Origin of the sequence: Nonomuraea sp. NPDC048826, assembly GCF_043198225.1 — a bacterium.
Classification (GTDB): domain Bacteria; phylum Actinomycetota; class Actinomycetes; order Streptosporangiales; family Streptosporangiaceae; genus Nonomuraea.
This window is the reverse complement of sequence record NZ_JBICUQ010000003.1, coordinates 711121-734040: the sequence shown is the minus strand read 5'-3', so window position 1 is coordinate 734040 and position 22920 is coordinate 711121. Positions and strand designations below refer to the sequence as shown.

At 75.7% G+C, this 22920-nt stretch carries 2 protein-coding genes; one reads left to right on the top strand and one right to left on the bottom strand.

Annotation, left to right across the window (positions count from 1 at the left end):
* Nucleotides 1-59: 59 nt before the first annotated feature.
* Nucleotides 60-1022, top strand: a complete 963-nt coding sequence (locus tag ACGFI7_RS13820; RefSeq protein ID WP_393403535.1) for an ABC transporter substrate-binding protein — start codon at nucleotides 60-62, stop codon at nucleotides 1020-1022.
* Here the strand turns inward: ACGFI7_RS13820 and ACGFI7_RS13815 are convergent.
* Nucleotides 1015-22914, bottom strand: a complete 21900-nt coding sequence (locus tag ACGFI7_RS13815) for a non-ribosomal peptide synthase/polyketide synthase (RefSeq protein WP_393403532.1) — start codon at nucleotides 22912-22914, stop codon at nucleotides 1015-1017. The genes ACGFI7_RS13820 and ACGFI7_RS13815 overlap by 8 nt on opposite strands.
* Nucleotides 22915-22920: the final 6 nt, after the last annotated feature.

Genomic DNA, 22920 nt, shown 5'->3' with positions numbered 1-22920 from the left:
CAGCCCCCTGGCCAGAAGGAACTCCGATGATCAGTTCCCGTGCGGCTCTGCGAGCCGGCTTGACCATCCTCTTGGCGGCCTCGGTGGTCGCGTGCTCGTCGCCGGCGGAGAAAGCTCCGCAAGCCCCCGCGTCCGCCGACGCCGCGTTCCCGGTCACCGTCGAGCACAAGTTCGGCAGCACCACCATCGAGTCCCGGCCGACCAGGGTGGTCACCGTCGGCTGGAACGACCAGGACTTCGCGCTCGCCCTGGGCGTGGTGCCGGTCAGCACGCGCGCCTGGTTCGACGCGTACGCGACCTTCCCGTGGGTCAAGTCGGCGCTCGGCGGCAAGGAGCTGCCCACGTTCTCGGCGGAGCTCAACTTCGAGGCCATCATCAAGCAGCGCCCCGACGTGATCCTCGCCATCTACGAGACGATCAACAAGGAGACGTACGAGAAGCTCTCGCAGATCGCCCCGACCGTGATCCAGTCGGGCGCCTACGCCGACGAGCAGACCCCGTGGGACGTCCAGACGATCACCACCGGCAAGGCGCTGGGCAAGGCCGCGGCGGCGCAGGCGCTGGTGGACCAGGTCAACGCGAAGATCGCCGAGGCGAAGCAGGCGCACCCGGAGTTCGCCGGCAAGGTCCTCGTGGTCGACTTCGGGCCGGAGAACGGGCAGCACTGGCTGATCCCGGCCCGCGATCCGCGCCGCGCCCTCTTCGACGCGCTCGGCTTCGCCGCCCAGAAGGAGGCCAACGAGATCAGCGAGGAGCGGCTCGACCTGATCGACCGCGACGTGCTGTTCGTCAACGGCTCGACCAAGGAGAAGATGCTGGCCTCGCCGGTCTTCTCCCGGCTGAAGGTCGTCGAGGACGACCGGACGATCTACACCGACTTCTCCACCCCGCTCGGCGGCGCGCTCTCCTACAGCGGGCCGCAGGCGCTGCTGTACGCGCTCGACGTGCTCGTGCCCGAGCTGGCGAACGCGGCCGACCTGGACCCGGCCACCCCGGTCAAGGATCTGTCCGCCATCACATGAGCCGGGCCAGCAGCGGGCCGACGATCTCCAGCGCGCGGGCGTCCAGCAGCTCGGAGTGCCGGCACTCCACGGCGACCGCGCGCAGCTCGCCCGCGACGTGCGGACGCCACCGGTCCGAGGCCACGCCGGTGAACCCCGGCTCCGGCACGGTGGCGTCCACGAACAGCACGTCGCCCGGGAACACCGCGTACGCCGCCTCCGCCATCATGCGGTCGCTGTCCAGGTAGTTCTGGACGACGCGCTCGATCTGGGCGTCCTCCAGGACCGCGACGGCGTCGTCGAGCCCGCGCAGGAACGCGACGGCGTCCGCGACGGACAGGTGGCCGTCCGGCACCCGGTAGCCCATCTCGGCCAGCAGCCCGGCCACGTCGCCCGTGCCGGCGGGCGCCTCCAGCGGCGTGTCGAGCATGCCCAGCAGGCCGATCTCGCGGCCCTCGGCCGCCAGCAGCACCGCCGTCTTGTGGGCCACCGCGCCGCCGAACGACCAGCCGAGCAGGGCGACCGGACCCTCCGGGGCGGTACGGGCGATCAGGCGCGCGTACTCCTCGGCCAGCTCGTCCATGGTTTCCGGCAGCCCGGTGCCGCGGCTCAGCCGGGGCGCCTGCAGCCCGTACAGCGGCACGTCCTCCGGCAGGTGGCGCTTGAGCGCGGCGAACTGCCAGCTCAGCCCGCCGGCGGGCGGGAAGCAGAACAGCGGCGGCCGTGCACCGCCCCGCCGCAGCACCAGCAGCTCGGCCATCGCGGCGCCCCCGGTGGAGCCGCCCGTGATCCGTCCGGCCAGGGCGGCGGCGGTGGGCGCGGCGAACAGGTCCGCGACCGGGAGCTCGACGCCCAGCTCGGCACGGAGCGCCGCGGCCAGCCGGACGAGCAGGAGCGAGTGGCCGCCGAGGGCGAAGAAGTCGTCGTTCACGCCGACCCGCTCGACGCCCAGCACCCCGGCCATGACCGCGCAGACGGCCGCCTCGGCGCGGGTGCGCGGCGCGGCGGCGCCGGCCATCCGGCCGAAGTCCACGCCGGGCAGGGCGGCCCGGTCCACCTTGCCGTTGGGGGTGAGCGGCAGCTCGTCGAGGACGACCACGGAGGCGGGCACCATCCACGACGGCAGCCGCTCGGCGAGATGGTCGCGCAGCCCCGGCGCGGGGGCGGTGACGTAGGCGACCAGCCGTTCCCCGCGGGCGGCCACCACCACCTGGGACACCCCGGGACAGGTTGCCGCGACCGCCTCGATCTCGCCCGGCTCCACCCGGAAGCCGCGCACCTTGACCTGGTGGTCGGCGCGGCCCAGGAACTCCAGCTCGCCGCCGTCGCCCCAGCGGGCGCGGTCGCCGGTGCGGTACATGCGCCCGCCGGTGAACGGGTCGGCGACGAACCTCGCCGCGGTGAGTCCGGGGCGGCGCAGATAGCCGCGGGCGACCTGGGCGCCGCCGAGATACAGCTCACCGGCGACGCCGGGCGGCACGGGCCGCAGCGCCCGGTCGAGCACGTACGCGGTCGTCCCGGGCAACGGCCTGCCGATGGCCGGGCGGGCGCCGCCGCGCACCGTCGCGGCGGTGGCCCACACGGTGACCTCGGTGGGGCCGTACAGGTTGGTCACGCTCGCGGCCCGCCCGCTCAGGCTCCCGGCCAGCTCGGCGGGGAGCGCCTCGCCGCCCGCCAGCACGCGCACCCCGCCGAGGCCGGCGTCCCGGGGCAGCGCCGACCAGAGCGACGGGGTGGCCTGCATGACCGTGATCCGCTGCTCCCGCATCAGCGCGGCGAGCAGGCCCGGGTCGCGGACCTGCTCGTCGGAGGCGATGACGACGCATCCTCCGGTACGCAACGGGCCCATCAGTTCGAGGACCGAGATGTCGAACGACAGCGTGGTCACCGCCAGCAGCCGGTCCCCCGGCCCGGTCACGGGCAGCGCGCCGAGGAAGCACTCCAGGTCGCCCCGCGTCACCACCACGCCCTTCGGCCTCCCGGTGGAGCCGGAGGTGTAGATCACGTACGCGACCGTGCGCGGATCCCACGCCTCCACGTCGAGCGGGGCGGAGGCGGGAGTCGTGGCGGGGCCGTCGATGGTGAGGGTGGCGGGGAAGAGGTCGCGGGTGCGGTCGTCCACGACGATCGCGGCCGGGCGGGCGTCCGCCACCATGAACCGCAGCCGGTCGGCCGGGAACGCGGGGTCCAGGGGCAGGTAGGCGGCGCCCGCCTTGGCCACGGCGAGCACCGCGACCAGCAGCTCGGCCGAGCGCGGCAGGGCGATCCCGACCAGGTCCTCGGGCCCGAGCCCGGCGAGCCGGGCGGCGAAGGCGTCGGAGGCGGCGTCGAGCTCGGCGTAGCTCATCGTCCGGCCGTCGGACACACAGGCGTCCGCGTCCGGCGTCCGCCGGGCGTGCGCCGAGAAGCGGGCGTGCCACGACGTCTCACCGCCCGGCGCGGGCCCGCCGTCCTGCCAGGACGCCAGGTCGGCCCGGTCACGCTCCGAGAGCACGTCCACCGCCTCGACCGGCTGGTCCGGACGGGCCGCGACCTCGCCGAGCAGCACCAGCAGGCGGTCCACCAGCCGCCGCGCCGTCTCGGCGCCGAACCGGTCCGCGTCGTACTCCAGGATCACCTCGAACGGGTCACCGTCCACGAAGGTGACGTTCAGGTCCACCTTCGGATCGGCGGCGACCGCGGGCGCCTCCCCCACCGGCAGGCCGAGCACGGTGCCGCGGCCTCCGGGCCGGTGCAGATAGCCGAGCATCACCTGGAACAGCGGGTTGCGACCGTGCGCACGCGCCGGGTTGACCGCCTCGACCACCTGCTGGAAGGGCAGGCCCGCGTGCTCGAACGCGGCCAGGTCCGTCTCACGCACCCGGCGCAGCAACTCGGCGAAGGTGGGCGAGCCGGACAGGTCGGTACGCAGCACCACGGTGTTGACGAAGAACCCGACGAGGTCGTGCAGGGCGGGGTCGCCCCGGCCGGAGGCGGGGGTGCCGATCGGCAGGTCGGCGCCGGCCCCGAGCCGGGACAGCAGGGCGGCGAGCGCCGCGTGCAGCACCATGAACATGCTCGCCGACTCGGCCCGGCCCAGCTCCCGCAGCGCACCGGCCAGCTCCGCCGGGAGCGTGGCGGTGACCTGGCCGGCCGGGCGTCCCGTCCGCTGCCCCCGCGCCCCGTCGGCGGGGAGGTCGATCTCGGCGGGCAGGTCGCGCAGCTGCTCCCGCCAGTAGGCGCGGTCGTCGTCGTGCCGGTCGTCGCGCGACAGCCAGAGCGCGTAGTCGGCGTACTGCACCGGCAGCGGCTCCCACGCGGGCCGCCGTCCGGCCAGCCGGGCGGCGTAGGCGGTGCCGAGGTCGCGCAGCAGCGGGCCGTCGGACCACTCGTCCATCGCGATGTGGTGCAGCACCAGGGCCAGCACGGTGTCCCCGGTGTCCTGCTCCTCGACGAGGACGGCCCGCAGCGGGGGACCGCCGGCCAGGTCGAAGGGCCGGGCGAGCGCCTCGGCCAGCACCGGGTCCGCGTCCGGGCACCGTACGACGGCCAGGTCGATCCGGGGGTCGTCGAGCACCCGCTGCGCGGGGCCGTCGTCGATCACCGTGCGCAGCACCTCGTGCCGGGACGCCACGTCGGCGAGCGCCGCGCGCAGGGCGCCGGCGTGCACGGCGCCGCGCAGGCGGACCACGAGCGGGTAGGTGTAGGCGGTCGAGCCGGGGTCGAGCCGCTGGAGCAGCCAGAGCCGTTCCTGCGCGGGTGAGAGCGGCACCCGGTCCGGACGGGGCAGCCGGGTGAGCGGCGGCCGACCGCCCGTGCTCGTCCCCGCGAGGCGGGCGGCCAGCCGGGCAGGCGTGCGCGCGTCGAACAGGTCGCGCAGCGACAGGTCGGCGTCCGTGGCGGCGCGCACGAGGCCGAGCAGCCGGATCGCGAGCAGCGAGTGGCCGCCCCGGTCGAAGAAGTCGTCGTCGGGGCCGACGCCGTCGTCGTCGAGCGCCTGGGCGAACAGCGCGCACAGCAGCCGTTCCCGCTCGTCCGCGGGCGGCCTGGAGCTCGACGCCGGGGCGCTGGGCGGGGGCAGCGCGGCGGCGTCCAGCTTGCCGTTGACGGTCAGCGGCAGCGCGTCCACGACCGCGTACGCCGACGGCACCATGTACGCGGGCAACACCTGCTTGAGTCCCTGGTGGACCTGCGCGACCAGGGCGTCGGCGTGCGCCGAGGTGCCGGGGACGAGGTAGGCGACCAGGCGTTTGGTTCCGGCGGGGTCAGGGAGGGCGAGGATCGCGCTCTGGCGGACGCCGGGCCGGGCGGTGACGGCGGCTTCGACCTCGCCCAGCTCCACGCGATACCCGCGGATCTTGACCTGGTCGTCGGTGCGGCCGAGGAAGTCGAGGTGGCCGTCGCCGCGGACGCGGACGAGGTCGCCGGTGCGGTACATGCGCCCGCCGGGGACGAACGGGTCGGCGACGAACCGTCCGGCGGTGAGCGCGGCCCGGCCGAGGTAGCCCCGGGCCAGGCCCGCCCCGGCGACATACAGCTCGCCCATCGGGGCCGGGCGCAGGAAGGCGTCCAGGACGTAACAGGCGGTGTTCAGGATCGGCCGTCCCACCGTGGTGGTGGCGCTCTCGCCGGTGCCCGCGCCGAGGGTGTTGATCGTGTACTCGGTCGGCCCGTACAGGTTGTAGCCCAGCACGCCCTCGGCCTCGCGCAGCTCCGACCAGAGCGACTGCGGCACGGCCTCGCCGCCGAGCAGCACCAGCGGCGGCCGGTGCGGGCCGTCGAGTAGTCCCTGGTCGAGCAGGTGCCTGGCGTAGGTGGGGGTCACGTTCACCACGTCCACGCGGTGCCGGTGGCAGTAGGCGACGAGCGCGGTGGCGTCCCGGCGCAGCTCCTCGTCGCAGATGTGCACGTGGTGGCCCTCGACCAGCCAGAGCAGCTCTTCCCACGACATGTCGAAGGAGAACGAGACGGTGTGCGCGATGGTGAGCACCCGGCCGCCGGCGACCGGCGTGAAGATCGCCTCGCGGTGGTTGAGCAGCATGTTGGTCAGCCCCCGGTACGGGGTGACGACGCCCTTGGGCCGGCCGGTGGAGCCGGAGGTGTAGATGACGTACGCGGGATGGTCGAGATGGTTCGGCCCGCGGGTGACGGCGATCGGCCCGCCGGGCCCCGACACGTCCTCCAGGCGGAGCCGGGGCACCGGATGGGCGGCGAGCCTGGGCTCCACCTCCCGGGTGGTCACCAGCAGCACGGGGTCCGCGTCGGCCAGCGTGGCCAGCAGCCGGTCGTCGGGGTGGTCGAGTTCCAGCGGGAGGTAGGCGGCCCCGGTGCGGAGCACGGCGAACAGGGCGGCGACCATGTCGGCGGTGCGCGGCACGGCGAGCGCGACGATCCTCTCCGGCCCCGCTCCCCCGGCCAGCAGCGCGCGGGCGATCTGGTTCACCCGGGCGTCGAGCCCGGCGTAGGTCAGCGTGACCGGGCCGCAGGTGAGCGCGGTGCGGTCCGGGGTGCGCCTGGTCTGCTCGGCCAGGAGGTCGGCGATCGTGTCGTCGCCGATGGGGCGCGCGGGCCCGGACATCGCGCCGCTCTCCCCCGGGAGCAGCAGCGGCACACCGGCCACGGCCGCGCCGGGGTGGTCCGCGAGGTGCAGGAGGACGCGTCCCAGCCGGGCCAGCAGCGCCTCCGCCTGCTCCCGCGCGACCACGTCGGCCCGGTACTCCAGCCGTACGGTGAGCCGGGCGCCCGGCGTGGCCACCCAGGTCAGCGGGTAGTGGGTGGCGTCCACGCTGGACACGCCGACGATGCCGTGCGCCTCCTCCAGGTCGGTGAAGGTGTCGTCGCCGAGGAAGTTCTGCAGCACGTACAGGCTGTCGAACAGCGGGTCGCGGCCGGCCGCGCGCTGGATGTCGCCGAGCCCCAGATACTCGTGCGGCATCAGCGCGACGCGCTCGGCCTGGACCCGCCGCATGACGTCCAGCACGCTCTCGTCCGGGGCGAGCCGGACGGCGGCCGGCACGGTGTTGAGGAACACGCCGATCGCCGACTCCACGCCTTCCAGCCCGGCCGGCCGCCCCGCGACGGTCGTGCCGAAGACGGTGTCGCGGCGGCCGGAGGCGTGCGCCAGCACCAGGCCGAGCGCGGTGGTGAGCAGCGCGTTCAGCGTCACCCCTGACCGGCGGGCCCGGCCGGTGACGCGCCGGGTCTCCTCCTCGGAGAGCCGGAACGACAGGCTGGTCGCGGCCACCGGCGCGGTCCCCGCCGCGGCGGGGAACAGGACGGTGGGCTCCACGCCGGAGAGCGCCGCCGCCCAGGCCCGCGCCGACGCGGCCGTGTCCTGCCGGGCCAGCCAGGCGAGATGGCCGGTGAACGCCGTGCCGCCTTCCGGCAGCACGCCCCGCTCGCCGCCGGACTCGTACAGCGCGAACAGCTCGCGCAGCACCAGCTCGCGCGACCACCCGTCGAACAGGATCAGGTGGTACGTGAGCAGCAAGCGGTCCGCGCCGGGCAGGCGGACCACGGTCAACCGGCAGAGCGGCGGCGCGGCGAGGTCGAAGGGCCGCCGCCGGTCCTCCGCCATCACCTCCGGCAGCCGGCCGTCGTCCGCCGTGAGGTCGATCACCTCGACGGCGGCGTCCAGGCCGCTGCCGACCACGGCGACCGGCCGGTGCCCGCCTTCGGCGACGAAGCCGAGGCGCAGGGCCGGTTGCCGGTCCAGGAGCGCCGCGTAGGCCCGGCGCAGGCGCGGCAGGTCGAGCCGCCCGGCGAAGTCGAAGGCGTTCTGCGCGACGTACACGTCGGCGTCGCCCGCCAGCCGCGCCTGGAAGAACAGCCCTTCCTGCAGCGGCGACAACGCCCACGCCCCCTCCGCCGGCTCCCTGGCCAGGTCGTGGAGCGCGGCGGCCCAGGCGTCGGCGAGCGCGCGCACGTCGTCCGCGCCCAGCCCGCCGTCCGCGTACGTGAGCACGGCGTGCAGCTCCGGCCCGTCCGGCGTGTCGTGGCAGGCGGCGTTGATCTCCAGCAGGTACGGGGTGCCCAGGTCGGGATCGGGGGCCACGCGCAGCGCCGCGGTCTCCGGCGCGGTGTCCCAGTCACCGGTCCCGCCGACCGGGAACCTGCCGAGGTAGTTGAAGAGCAGCTGGGGCGTGCCGAGCCGGGCGAGCGGGGCGGCGGTCCTGGGGTTGCAGTACCGCAGCAGCCCGAACCCGATCCCGCCGTCGGGCGCCGCCCGCATCGCCCGCCGTACCTCGTCGAAGGCCGCCGGACCGCCCGGGAGCCGTACGGGCGCGATGGCGGTGAACCAGCCGACCGTACGGGAGAGGCCGGCGTCGTCCGGACGGCCGTGCCGTTCCAGGTCGATCACCAGCGGCGCCCCGGCGTCCCCGCCGCTCGCGGCCCGCCAGCGGGTGACCCCGTCGCGCAGCGCGGCGACGAGCACCTCGGTGACGTCGCCGTCCAGCCTGCCCGGGACGGTGGTGAGCAGCGCCGAGGTCACCTCGACCGGCAGGCGGAGCACGTGGTCCCTGGTCGCGCCCACGGTGAGCCCGACCGCCGGGGCGGACGGGTCGAGCTCGCCGCCCGGTCGCAGGGTGGCCGCCCAGTGCTCGAACTCGGCCAGCCTGGCCGCCTGGGCGGCGTTCTCGGCCAGCGACCGCGCGTGGGCGCGCAGGGAGGTGCCGACGGGGTCGAGCACGGGCCGCTCCCCCGCCGCGACGGCGTCCCACGCCCTCCGCAGGTCCTCGACCAGGATCCGCCAGGACACGCCGTCGACCGCCAGGTGATGGGCGACGATCAGCAGCCTGCCCTGCCGGTGCGGCCCGCGGTCGAACCACACGGTCTGGAGCATCCGTCCGGCGTCGGGGTCCAGCCGGTCGGCGGCGGCGTCGGACTCGGCCGCAATCAGGGCGTCGAGCCCGTCCTCTTCGAGGCCCGTGGCGTCGACGGCGCGGACCTCGGGATCCGGCGTGTCGGCGGCCGCCCGCGCCTCCAGCGACCACAGCAGCGGCGCGGGCCTGCTCAGCCGCAGCCGGAGCGCGTCGTGCCGGTCGGCCAGCGCCCGGACGAGCCCGGCGGCCTGGTCGCGCGTCATCCCCGGCGGGGTGCGGAGCAGTTCGGCCTGGTTCAGCCGTGAGATCCCGCCGCCCAGCTCGGCCAGCCGGTGCACGATGGGCGTCAGCATCACCTCGCCGACGCCGTCCCCGGGTTCGGCCTGCTCGTCACCGTGATCGGGCCGGTGCGCGGAAGCCAGCGCGGCCGGGGTCCGGTGCACGAACACGTCCTGCGGCGACAGCGGCAGCGCGCGGCGCCGGGCGAGGTTCACGAGCTGGATGGCGATGATGCTGTCGCCGCCGAGCCGGAAGAAGTCGTCGTCCGGCCCGACGGAGCCGAGCCGGAGCACCTCGGCGAAGAGCGCGCGCAGCACGTCCACCGGACCCTCCGCCGCGACCGGCTCGACCGGACCGGCGGGCAGCGGGACGGCCGCCAGGGCGTCGCGGTCGAGCTTGCCGTTGATCGTGAGGGGCAGCGCGTCGAGGAAGACGAAGAACGCGGGCACGGCGTACGAGGGCAGCAGGCGGTCCAGGTGTTCCCTGGCGGCGTCCGCGTCCACCCGGGCGCCCGGCCGGACGGCCACGTACGCGACCAGGCGGCTCCGGCCCCGGTCGTCCAGGCGCACGCCGGCGGCGGCGTCGGCGACCCCGGCGAGCGTCAGCAGGGCGGACTCGATCTCGCCCGGTTCGATCCGGTGGCCGCGCACCTTGACCTGCCGGTCGGCCCGGCCCAGGTAGACCAGGTCGCCGCCGAAGGTACGGCGGGCGAGGTCGCCGCTGCGGTACAGCCGCCCGCCCGGCGTGAACGGGTCGGCCACGAACCGGGCCGCCGTCAGCGCCGGACGGCCCAGGTACCCGCGGGCGAGCTGGTCACCCGAGACGTACACCTCGCCCGCGACCCCCGGCGGGACCGGCCGCAGGGAACCGTCGAGCAGGTGCACGCCGAGCCCGGGCAGCGGCCCGCCGATCACGGAGTCCCCGGCGAGGTCGTCCGGCGTCAGGGCGCGGAAGGTGACGTGCACGCAGGTCTCAGTAATCCCGTACATGTTGACCAGGCGGACGGCCGGGTGGCGGCGCCGCCAGGGGGCCAGCCGGGCGGGGTCGAGCGCCTCGCCGCCGAAGACGACGTACCGCAGCGCGAGCCCGCCCCCGGCCCCCTCCACCAGCGGGTAGAACGCCGACGGCGTCTGGTTGAGCACGGTCACCCGCTCGCGTTCCAGCAGGTCGAGGAAGCGCCGCGGATCGCGGGCCACCTCCTGGTCGACGATCACCAGCCGTCCGCCGTGCAGCAGCGCGCCCCACAGCTCCCAGACCGAGAAGTCGAACGCGACCGAGTGGAACATCGTCCACACGTCCGAGGCGTCGACGTCGAAGACCTCATCGGCCGCGGCGAACAGCGCCAGCACGTTGCGGTGCGTCACGGTGACGCCCTTGGGCCGCCCGGTCGAGCCCGAGGTGTAGATGACGTACGCGGCGCTGTCCGCCGTCACGGGCGGCGGCGCGTCCACCTCGGTGCCGTCCGGGGCCGGGTCGTCCACCAGCACGACCGGCACGGCGGGCTCGGGCAGCCGGGCCAGGGTCGCGGGCTCGGTCAGCAGGCAGACCGGGGCGGCGTCGTCGAGGATGTACCGCAGCCGGGCGGCGGGCGCGTCGATGTCGAGCGGCACGTAACAGCCTCGCGCCTTGACGACCGCGAGCAGCGCGACGACGAGGTCGGCGGAGCGCGGCAGCGCCACGGCCACCTTCGACTCCGGCCCCACCCCCCTGGCCGCCAGCGTCCTGGCCAGCCGGGTGGCGGCGGCGTCCAGCTCGGCGTGGGTGAGCGAGGCGGCGCCCCAGGTCACGGCGATGGCGCCGGGGTCGGGCCCGGCGGCGGCGTAGGCGTCGGCCAGCGTCGTCACCTCGGCCGGGCCAGGGGCAGCGGTGGGCGGGGAGACGAGCGCGCCCGGCTCGTCGACCAGCCGGCCGAGGATCTCGACGACCTGGTCGAGGAGCCGTCCGGCCCGCTCCGCGCCGACCAGCGCGACGTCGTACTTGATCTCCAAGGTGAGCCGCTCACCGGGGAAGGCCACCAGCGAGACCGGGTAGTGCGGCGCGTCGGTGCCGGTGAAGCCGCGGAAGGTGAGCCCGGAGCGCTCGCCGGCGGGCACGGCGGGGAAGTTCTCGACCACGACCATGGTGTCGAACAGCTCGCGGGCCCCGGTGCGGCGGGCCAGCTCGGCGAGGCCGACGTGCTGGACGTCGAGCAGGTCGCCCTGCCGCGCGTGCAGCCGGTCGAGGACGTCGCCCAGCGTGTCGCCGGCTCGCCAGGACATCGGCACCGGGATGGTGTTGATCAGCAGGCCGACGATCGTCTCGACGCCGGGCAGGGTGCCGCCGCGCCCGGAGACCGTGGAGCCGAAGACCACGTCCTCCCTCCCGAGCAGCCTGCCCAGGGTCAGGCCCCACGCGGCGTGCACGAACGTGCTCAGCGTCACGCCGCGCTCCCGGGCCGCCGCCGTGATCGCGTCGATGGGCAGCGTCCGGTGGACGCCCGCGTGCTCCGACACCACGTGCCCGGCCCCGTACAGGCGGGTCGCGGAGACTCCGGCCAGCGCCTCGGCCCACACGTCGAGTGCCGCCGCCCGGTCGAGCCCGGCCACCGCCTCGACGTGGTCGCGGAACGTCACCGCCGGGGCCGGGAGGGCACTCCCCAGCTCGTACGCCGTGATGACGTCGGCGAAGACCAGCGGGTAGGACCAGCCGTCGGCCACGATGTGGTGCATGGTCTCCACCAGCCGGTGATCGGTGTCGCCGAGCGAGACGAGCGCGTAGCGCACCAGCGGCGCGACGGCCAGGTCGAACGGTTCTGCCAGCTCGGCGGCGGTCAGCTCGGCCAGCCGGGCGCGGGCCTCGCCGGGGGCCAGGCCGGTCAGGTCGGCCTCGCGCCAGGGCACCTCGACGGTCTCGGCGATCACCTGCACGACCCGGCCGTCGGTCAGCTCGCGGAAGCTCGCGCGCAGGGCGTCGTGGCGGTGCACGGCCGCGGTCACCGCGCGGCGCAGCGCGGCCCGGTCGACCGGGCCGGACAGCTCGGCCACCTGCTGCACCACGTAGGTGTCGGCGTGGCCCGCGCCGAAGGACGCGTGGAAGTACATGCCCTGCTGGAGCGGCAGCAGCGGCAGCACGTCGCGCGCGCCGGCGAACCGGTCCACGTCCCGCTGGGTCAGCGTGACCAGCGGGAAGTCGGACGGGGTGTGGCCGGCCAGGTCGGCGCAGCGGGTCAGCGCCGTCAGCGCGTCGGTCCACAGCTCGGCCAGCTCGGCGACCTCCTCGGCGCGCAGGACGCCCGACGGCCAGGAGAGCGTGGCGGAGAACACGGTCCCGTCCGGCCCGTCCTCCGCCAGGGCGTTGATCTCCAGGCCCATCGCGGGGTTGTCCGGGTGCACGCCCTCACGCAGGGTGCTCCCGCCCGCGGCGAACCGGCCCAGGTAGTTGAAGAGGATCTGGGGCGGTTCGGGCAGTCGGAGGCCGTCGAGGTGGCGCAGGATCCCGTGCCCGAGCCCGTCACGCGGCACCGCGCGCAGCTGCTCCTTGACCGCTCGGGCGGCCGCGGCCAGGGCGGGCCCGGCCGCCATCACCTCGGCCCAGCTCAGCGGCCCGGGGTCCAGCCGTACGGGATGGATGGCGGTGAACCAGCCCACGGTGCGTGACAGGTCGGCGCCGCCGGCGAGCTCCCCGGCGCGGCCGTGGCCCTCCAGGCTGAGGAGGACGGCGGAGCCGCTCCCGCGCCCGCGCTCGCTCCGCCACCGGGCGAGTGCGACGGCGAAGCCCGTCAGCAGCACGTCGTCGACGCCGCCGTGCATCGCGGCGGGAACGGCGGACAGCAGCCCCGCGCTCGGGTCCGGCGGCAGCGTGACCGTCAGCGACCGGACGGTGGCGGCCGTGTCGACGGCCGGGTCCAGCGGGCGGCCGCCCAGCGGCGGGTCGTCGGTGGCGAGCACGTCGCGCCAGTGCCCGGCCTCGCCGCGGAAGCTCTCCCGCGCCTCCTGGATCCTCGACGCCCAGGCGCGGAAGGAGGTCGGGACCGGGTCCAGCGCGGGCTCGCGGCCCGCCAGGAGGTCCGTCCAGGCGCGGGCGAGGTCGTCGGCGACGACCCGCCAGGAGACGCCGTCGACGACCAGGTGGTGGATGACCAGCAGCAGGTGGCCGGGGCGCGGGCCGCCGTCGAACCAGACCGCCCGCACCATGATCCCGCGCTCCGGGTCGAGCCGCCCGGCCGTCTCCTGGACGATCCCGGGCTCGGCGGTCAGCCGGTCGGCGTCCTCTCGCGTGCAGAGCGGGGCGGGGACGGGCTCGTCGGGCGGGGGCACCGTGAGCGTCCACTGGTCGCCGTGCCGGTCGAGCCGGGCCCGCAGCAGGTCGTGGTGGCGGCGGAGGGCGCGCACCGCCCGTTCGGCCTGCCGCAGGTCGAGCCCGGCCGGGGCGGGCAGGACCATGGACTGGTAGAAGCGCTCCAGCGGCGTGCGGGCCAGCATCGTCTCGGCGAGCATCGGCGTGAGCGGGATCGGCCCCACGCCGGAGTCGTGCGTCACCTCGGGCGCCGCCTGCGGCACGGCGGCGGCGAGCGCGCGCACGGTGCGGCGGCGGAAGACGTCGCGCGGGGTGAGGCTCAGCCCGGCCGCGCGGGCCCGGCCGGCCACGGCGATCGAGGAGATGCTGTCGCCGCCGATGGCGAAGAAGTCGTCGTCGACGCCGACCTCGGGCAGGCCGAGCACCTCGGCGTAGATCGCGCACAGGGTCCGCTCCGCGGCGCCGCCCGGCCGCCGCCCCGCGCCGCCGCCCGGCGCGACCGGCTCGGGGAGCGCGGCGACGTCGAGCTTGCCGTTGACGGTGAGCGGCAGCTCGCCGGTGATGCCGTACAGGGCGGGCACCATGTAGTCGGGCAGCCGTTCGGCCAGCGCCGCCCGCAGCCCGGCGGCGTCGGCGTCCGGGGTGGCCGGCACGACGTAGGCGACCAGCTTCTTCAGGCCGGGCGCGCGCGGGTCGGGCCGGGCGACCACGGCGGCCCTGCGCACCTGCGGGAGGGCGGTGAGCGCCGACTCGACCTCGCCGAGCTCGACCCGGTAGCCGCGGATCTTCACCTGATCGTCGACCCGGCCGAGGAAGTCGAGGTTGCCGTCCTCGCGCCGCCGGACGAGGTCGCCGGTGCGGTACATGCGCCCGCCGGGCAGGAAGGGGTCGGCCACGAAGCGCCCGGCGGTCAGACCGGGCGCGTGCAGGTAGCCGTGGGCGAGCCCGGCGCCCGTGACGTACAGCTCGCCGGCCACGCCCGCGGGCACCGGCCGGAGCCAACCGTCCAGCACGTACGCGCGCGTGTTCCAGATGGGCCGGCCCACCGTGGGGGTGGCGCTGTCACGGGTGCCCGCGCCGAGCGTGTTGATCGTGTACTCGGTGGGCCCGTACAGGTTGTAGCCCTCGGGCCCGTCCGGCCGGCTCAGCCGCTCCCAGACGGCGTCGCCGACGGCCTCGCCGCCCAGCAGCACCAGGCACGGCGCATGCCCGCCGTCCAGCAGGCCCTCCTCGAACAGCAGGTGGGCGTAGGTCGGGGTGACGTTGACCACGTCGATCCGGTTGTCGCGGCAGTAGGCGACGAGGGCGGTGGCGTCCCGGCGCAGCTCCTCGTCGCAGATGTGCACCTCGTGGCCCTCGACCAGCCAGAGCAGTTCCTCCCACGACATGTCGAACGAGAACGACACGGTGTGCGCGACGCGCAGCCGGTCCCGCCCGGCGCGGCGGGTGGCCGGGCCGAAGATCTCGGCCCGGTGGTTGAGCTGCATGTTGGTCAGACCACGGTACGGGGTGACGACGCCCTTGGGCCGGCCGGTGGATCCGGAGGTGTAGATGACGTAGGCGGGCAGGTCGCCCGGCACGTCCACGGCGAGCGGCTCCGCCGGGAAGTCGTCGTACTCCGGGAGCACGCACCGCCCGCCCAGCCGCCGCTGGTGCCCGGCCAGGTCGCCGCCGGGGTCGGCGCAGACCAGCAGCGCGGGCCGCGCGTCGTCGAGCATGACGGCCAGCCGTTCGACGGGATGGTCCAGCTCCAGCGGCAGGTAGGCGGCGCCGGTGCGGAGCACGGCGAAGAGCGAGACGACCATCTCGACGCCGCGGGGCAGGCCGAGCGCGACGATCTCGCCGGGGGCCGCGCCGTGCGCCCGCAGCATCCTGGCGCACCGGTCGATCCGGCCGTCCAGCTCCGCGTACGTCAGCGAGCGCGGGCCGAAGACCAGCGCGACCTGGTCCGGGCAGGCGCGGGCCCGTTCGGCCAGCAGGCCGGCGACCGTGGCCGGGGTGATCGGGTGCTCGGCCGCCGCCCACTGCCCGGCCAGGTCGGCGCGCTCCTCGTCCAGCATCAGGTCGAGCGCGCCGACCGGGACCGACAGGCCGCCCGCCAGCCTCTCCAGCAGCCGGGTGAAGCGGCGCACCAGCCGTCCGGCGTCCTCGGCGCGCACCACGTCGGGCCGGTACTCCAGCTTGACCCGCAGGTTGGCGCCGGGGGTGAGGACCCAGGTGTACGGATAGTGGGTGGTGTCGGTGTAGTCCACGCCGACGATGCCGTGCTCGCGCTCCAGGTCGGTGAACGTGCTGTCGGAGAGGAAGTTCTGCAGCACGTACAGGGTGTCGAACAGCTGCTCCTGGCCGCAGGCGCGATGGATGTCGCCGAGTCCGAGATGCTCGTGCGGCGCCAGCCGGAGGCGGTCGTCCTGGGCGTGGCGAGCCAGCTCGATCACGGTGGCGCGGGGCGTGGCCGCCACCCGGGCCGGGACGGTGTTGAGGAAGAGGCCGATCACGTTCTCGATGCCGGGCAGCCCGGCCGGGCGGCCGGCGACGGTGGTGCCGAACACCACGTCCTGGCGGCCGGACTCGTAGCCGAGCACGATGCCGAGTGCGACGGTCAGCAGCGCGTTGAGCGTGACGCCGCCGCGACCGGCCTGCTCGGTGAGGCGGGTGGTGAGCTCGGCGGGGAGCGCGGCGACGATCCGCTCCGACACCATCGGCTCGCGGCCGATGGCCTCGGGCGCGAGGATGGTCGGCTCCCGGACGCCCGCGAGCGCCGCGCGCCAGGCGGCGGCGGAGGCGTCGCGGTCGCGGCCGCCGATCCAGGCGAGGTAGTCGGCGAAGGTGCTCTCGGCCGGCGGCAGGGCGCCGCGCGCGCCGCGCGACCCGTACAGCGTGAACAGCTCGCGCAGCACCAGCTCGCGCGACCAGCCGTCCCACAGCAGGAAGTGCGAGGTGAGCAGGAGCCGGTCGCGCCCGCCCGGCAGGCGTACGACAGTGATCCTGACGAGCGGCGGCCGCCCGAGATCGAACGGCTCCTCCCGGTCGGCACGCGTCACCTCGTCGAGCGCGGCATCCAGATCGACCTCCTCCGGGGCGGTGGCCGGGGCAGTGGGGCCGGTCAGGTCGATCACCTTCACCTCGGCCGGGGCCGTGGCGGCGACGCGCTGGGTGGCGCCGTCGGGGGCGAAGCCGGCGCGCAGGGTGGGGTGGCGGCGCAGCAGGGCCGCGAAGGCCGCCGTCATGGCCGGGACGTCGACGCGGCGGTCGAGGTCGAAGACGTTCTGCGCGATGTAGGTGGCGCTGCTGTCGGCGAACGTCGCCTGGTAGTAGACGCCCTGCTGGAGCGGGGACAGCGGCCACACCTCGGCCGCCTCGTCCTCCGGCGGCGCGGCCGTCTCCGGCCCGGCGGAGGGCGCGGACCCGGCGAGGGCCGCGGGGGTGCGCAGGCGGAACACGTCGCCGGTGGTCAGCCCGACGCCGTCCTTGGCGAGCAGGCTGACCAGGCGGATGGCCAGGATGCTGTCGCCGCCGGCGGTGAAGAAGTCGTCGTGGATTCCGAAGGCGTCGAGGCCGAGCAGGGCAGCGGCGCGGGCACAGATCGCCGCCTCCCTGGCGGTGCGCGGCCGGCCGCTCCCGGTCGTGGTGTCCGGGTCGGGCAGCGCGCGGCGGTCCCGCTTGCCGTTGGGCAGCGTGGGCAGCCGGTCCAGCACCGTCACCGTGGCGGGCAGCAGGTAGGCGGGCAGCTCGGCGCGGAGCAGCGAGCGCAGCGCCTGGGGGTCGAGCGTCTCCCCCGCCGCGGGCACCACGTAGGCATGCAGGGCCCGTCCGCGCACGGCCACCGCGGCGTCGGCCACGCCCGCGCGGCGGGTCAGCGTGGCCTCCAGCTCGCCCGGCTCGACCCGGTAGCCGTTGATCTTCACCTGGTCGTCGGCCCTGCCGAGGAACTCGACCTGCCCCTCGGGCGTCCAGCGGCCGAGGTCGCCGGTGCGGTAGAGGCGGGCGCCGCCGCCGAACGGGTCGGCGACGAACCTGGCCGCCGTCACCCCGGCCCGGTTCAGGTAGCCGAGGGCGAGCTGGACGCCGCCGACGTAGATCTCGCCGGACGCGCCGGGCGGCACCGGGCGGAGCGCGGGGTCGAGCAGGTAGAGCCTGGTGCCCGGCACCGGCCGGCCCAGCGTCACCGGCGCGCCGGGCTCCACCTCGCCCTGGAGCACGTCCCCCGCCACCTCGGAGGAGCCGTAGGAGTTGACGATCCTGGCGCGCGGCGAGGCGTTCCTGAGCGCGCGCACGCACTCCTGGCCGAGCGGCTCGCCGCTGCAGATCCAGCGGGTCAGCGCGGCCATCCGCGCGGGCGCCGTGTCGGCGAGCGCGGCGGCCAAGCTGGGCACCGCCAGCAGCTGGGTCGCGCCCGACCGTTCGACCAGCCCGGCCAGCGCCGCGCCGTCGGCCGCCTCGGCGTCCCCGGCGATGACGGTGGTGGCCCCGGCCACCAGACCGCCGAGCAGCTCGGTCGTCCCGTCGATGAAACTCGTCGAGCTCTTGGCCAGCCGCACCCGCGCGTCCCACGCCTCGGCCGCCCAGCGGAGCCGGTTGGCGAGCGCGGCGTGGGTCCCTACGACCGCCTTGGGCCGCCCGGTCGAACCGGAGGTGTAGATGACGGAGACCGCGTCCATCGGGCCGATCGGGGCGCTCTCGGCGGTCGCCCCCGTGGCGGCGGCGGCCCTGACGGTGAAGGAGAGCAGGTCGGTGGGCGGCAGCGTCCTGGCGCTCGCCTCGTCGGTGAGGACGCAGACCGGCCGGGCGTCGGCGAGCATGAACTCGATCCGGGCGGCCGGGTAGCCCGGGTCGACGGGCAGGTACGCGGCGCCGGCCCGCATGACGGCGAGCAGCGCGACGACCAGGTCCGTGGAACGTCCGGTGGCCACCGCGACGACGTCGCCGCGCCGCACCCCGGCCGCGGCCAGCGTGGCGCGGACCCGCTCGGCCCGGTCGCGCAGCTCGGCGTAGGTGAGCGTCCCGTCGGCGCCGGTGACGGCGGGCCGGGCCGGGTGGCGGGCGACCTGGCGGTCGAACAGCCCGGTCACGGTGGCGTCGCCGTCCGCCGGAGCCCCGGTGCCGAGGGACATCAGGCGCGCGTGCTGCTCGCCGGAGATCAGGTCCACCTGGCCGCACGGCCGGTCGGCGTCGGCGGTGACGGCGGCGAGCAGCCGCTCGTACCGGTCGACGAGCAGGACAGCCGCGTCCCCGGGAACCAGCCGGCGGTCGTGGGTCAGGGTGAGCGCGAGCCGCGCACCCGGCTTGGCCAGCAGCGTCACCGGATAGTGGGGCGCCTCGACGGTCTCGATCCCGGCGATCCGGAGCTCGCCCTCCTGCGCGGCCGGCTCCGGGTAGTTCTCGACGACCACCAGCGTGTCGAACAGGTCGGGCACGCCCAGCCTGCGGTGCAGCGCGGCCAGCGGAACGTGCTCGTGCTCCATCACCTCGCGCTGGGCCCACGCGAAGCGGCGCAGCGCACCGGCCAGCGTGTCGGACGGGTGCCAGCGCGTCCTCGCCGGCACCGTGTTGATCAGCAGCCCGGCCATCTCCTCGACGCCGGGCAGATCGCCGGACGCGCGCCCGGAGACGGTCGAGCCGAACGTCACGTCGTCCCGGCCGGTCAGGCGGCCGAGCAGGATCCCCCACGCGCCGGCCAGCACCGACCCGACCGTGAGGCCGTTCTCCCGCGCCCAGCTCCCCAGCCGTTCGCCCAGCTCCGCGGGCAGTTCCCGGACCACGCGCCCGAACCCGCTCTCGCCGCCGGGCCCGCTCTCGCCGCCGGACCCGCTCTCGCCGCCTAGCGTCTCGGCGAGCTTGGTCGGCTCGTGCACCCCGGCCAGGGCGGCGGCCCACGCCTCGACCGCCGGCTCGGGGTCCCGCTGGGCGAGGGCCCGCAGGAAGTCGCGGTACGACGGGGGCGCGGGCAGGGGCCGGTCCTCGTACAGGGCCAGCAGGTCGCGCAACAGGAGGGGCACCGACCAGCCGTCGGCCAGGATGTGGTGCAGGGTGTGCACGAGCGCGTGGCGTCGCGGCCCGAGCCGCAGCAGCGCGAAGCGCATGGCCGGCGGCCTGGCCAGGTCGAACGGCGCCGACCGCTCCGCCTCGGCCACCTCGCGGACGCCGGATTCCCGATGGCTCAGGTCCTCCGTGCGCCACGGCACCGCCGGGCGGTCCGCGATCACGGCGACCACCTGCCCGTCGCCGGTGGTGCGGAAGGCCGCGCCCAGGTTCGGGTACCGGTCGACCAGTCGCTCCGCGGCCCGCCGTAACCGGTCGCCGTCGAGCGGGCCGTCGAGCTCGATGATCTGCTGCACGACGTACGGGTCGCGCCCCGGATCCAGGGTGGCGTGGAAGTAGAGCCCGGTCTGCAGCGGCGACAGCGGCAGCACGTCCACCAGGCCGGGCGACCGCGCCTCGACGGCCGCCACGTCCGCCTGCTCCAGCCGTACGAGCGGGAAGTCGGACGGGGTGTGCCCGGTCACCGTGTCGCTGGTCGCGATCTCGGTCAGGGCCCGCGTCCACGCCTCGGCCAGCCCGCGCACCCGGCCCGCGTCGAGCACCCCGGCCGGCCAGCTGAACCTGGTCCGCAGCACCGGCCCGCCGGCCCGGTCCACGGCCACGGAGTTGATCTCCAGGACCCGGGGCAGCGGCATCCGGGGATCCCGCCGCTCGTCCACGATCTCGCCGTCGCCCACGGGCGCCCAGTCACCGCTCCCCGAGCCGCGCCCGGCCTCCTCGAACCGGCCGAGGTAGTGGACGAGCACCTGCGGCGCGACGTCCAGGCCGGGGCGCGGCCGGTCGCCCAGGTACCGCAGCGCACCGTAGGAAAGCCCCCGGCGAGGCACCCGGCGGAGCTGCTCCTTGACCGCCTTCACCGCCTCGCCGGGGCTGCCCGTGCCGGGGTCGATCAGCGCGGGGAACAGGGTGGTGAACCAGCCGAACGTGCGGGAGAGGTCCACGTCCCCGACGGCCTCCTCCTCCCGGCCGTGCCCCTCCAGCTCCAGCAGCACGGCCGGGCCCGCGCCCCGCCACCGGCCCACCGCGAGCGCCGCCGCCGCGACCAGCACGTCGTTCACGCCGCCGTGCACCGCGGCGGGGACCGCGCCGAGCAGCCGGCCGGCGATCTCCGGCGGGATCTCGACCGTGAGCGACTCCTCCGTGGCGACCACGTCGCGGCGCGGGTCGAGAGGGCGGTCGCCGATCATCGGGTCGGGCGCGGAGCGGACCTCCCGCCAGCGGGCCTCGTCGGCGCCGAAGTCACGGGCCCGCAGCAGCGTCGCCCACTGCCGGAACGAGGTGGGCACCGGGGGCAGCTCGACGGGACGGCCCGCCCGCGCCGCCTCCCACGCCTGGGCCAGGTCCTCCAGCAGGACGCGGAGCGACACCCCGTCCACGACCACGTGGTGGATGACGAGGGCGAGCCGCCCCCGCGCGTGCGCCCCGGCGTCCAGCCAGACCAGGTCGATCATCCGCCCGCGGGCCGGGTCGAGCCGTCGCGGGGCCGCCGCGACCTGCCGGTCCAGCTCCTCCTCCGTGGTGACCCGGGTGATCACGTCGGCGGCCCGGGGCTGTCCGGCGGGCGGGACCGTCAGCGTCCACCGTCCCGCCTCGCCGTGGTCCGTGCGGGCCCGCAGCATGTCGTGGGTGCGGAGCACGGCCTCGACCATGCTCTCCAGCCGGTCGCCGGTGAGCCCCGCCGGGGTGTGGACGGTCATCGACTGGACGAAGCCGTCCATGGCCGGGCCCACGTCCTGGAGCCACTCGGTGATCGGGGTGGCCGGGATCTCGCCCGTACCGTCAAGTCCCGCGGTCGCGCCGGCGCCGGTCCCGGTGACCACGGCGGCGAGCCCGGCCGGGGTGGGGCACGCGAAGAGGTCGCGCGCCCGGACCGTCAGGCCCGCGCGCCGGGCCTGCCTGACCACGCCGATCGCGACGATGCTGTCGCCGCCGAGCGCGAAGAAGTCGTCCTCGGCGCCCACCTCGGCCACGCCCAGCACCTCGGCGAAGATCGCGCAGAGCACGCGTTCGCGGGCGGTCCCCGGCTCCCGGGTGCGGGCACGGGCGGCCGGCTCGGGCAGCGCCTGCCGGTCGACCTTCCCGTTGGCGGTGAGGGGGAAGCGGTCCAGGACGACGTACGACTCCGGCACCATGTACGCGGGCAGCCGGTCCGCGCACCAGTCGCGTAACTCGGCGGCGGTGAGGGGGTCGCCCGACCGCGCGTACCCCACGAGCTGCCGGCCGTTCGCGCCCACGACGACGACGGCCTGCCGCACCCGTGGGTGGGCGGCCAGGGCGGCCTCGACCTCCTCCAGCTCCAGCCGCATGCCCCGGATCTTCACCTGGTGGTCGGCGCGGCCGACGAACTCCAGCGACCCGTCGGGAGCCCGCCTGGCCAGGTCGCCGGTCCGGTACATCCGGGACCCGTCGGCGACGAACGGATCGGCGACGAACCGGGAGCCGGTGAGCGACGGCGCGTGGATGTAGCCGCGGCCGAGCAGGAACCCGGCGGCGTACAGCTCACCCACCGCGCCGTCAGGCACCGGCCGGAGCCGCTCGTCGAGCACGTACAGCCGGGTGTGCGGGTTGGGGCGGCCGATCGAGGTCGCGATGCGTTCGGCGGTGTCGCGGTAGATGACGTGCGAGACGCCGATGGTGGCCTCGGCCGGGCCGTACCCGTGGTAGAGCGTCGTGGAGAGCTGGCCTCGGAAGCGGTCGAACAGCTCGGGGGTGAGCACCTCGCCGCCGCACCAGACGTGCTTCAGCCCCGACAGCAGCGAGGTGCCGCGGGCCATCTCCAGGAGCACGTCGAGCATCGACGACACCAGGTAGACGAAGGTCACGCCCTCCCTGGCGATCAGGTCGAGCAGGTACTGGGGGTCGCGCTCGCCGCCGGGTTCCGCGATCACCACGGAGCCGCCGGAGACGAGCGGCAGCAGGATCTCGTTGACCGAGATGTCGAACGACAGCGGCGCCTTGAACAGCGACGCGTCGCCCGGCCCGAACCCGAGGATCTCCTCGACCTGCCAGAGCAGCCGGTGGCTGATCGCCTCGTGCCGGATCATGGCGCCCTTGGGCGTGCCGGTGGAGCCGGAGGTGAACATCACGTAGGCCAGCCGTCCGCCCTCGATGGACACGGGCGGCGGCTCGGCGGGCTCGTCCCCGTACCGCCAGGCGCGCAGATCCACCTCCCGCGCGTCCAGGACGCGCACGGCCCCCGCCTCGGCGCGCACCTGCCGTTGCCGCGCCGCCGGCCAGGCCGGGTCGACGGGCACGAACGCGCCTCCCGCCACCATGATCGCCAGCACCGAGACGACCATCTCGGCGGACCGGGGCATGGCGACGGCGACGACCTCCTCGGGCCGTAACCCTCTCCGGCGCAGGTGCCAGGCCAGCTGGAAGACCCGGGCGCCCAGCTCCGCGTAGGTCAGCCGGGCGCCGGAGGCGACGACGGCCGGCGCCTCCGGGGTCCGGCGCACCTGGTCGATGAACAGATCGGCGATCGTGGTGATCCGGGCGGGAGAGGTCGTGTCCATGGCTGC

Coding starts and splice junctions, on each gene's coding strand:
- ACGFI7_RS13815 (WP_393403532.1), bottom strand. CDS start 22,914: ATGGACACGACCTCTCCCGCCCGGATCACCACGATCGCCGATCTGTTC.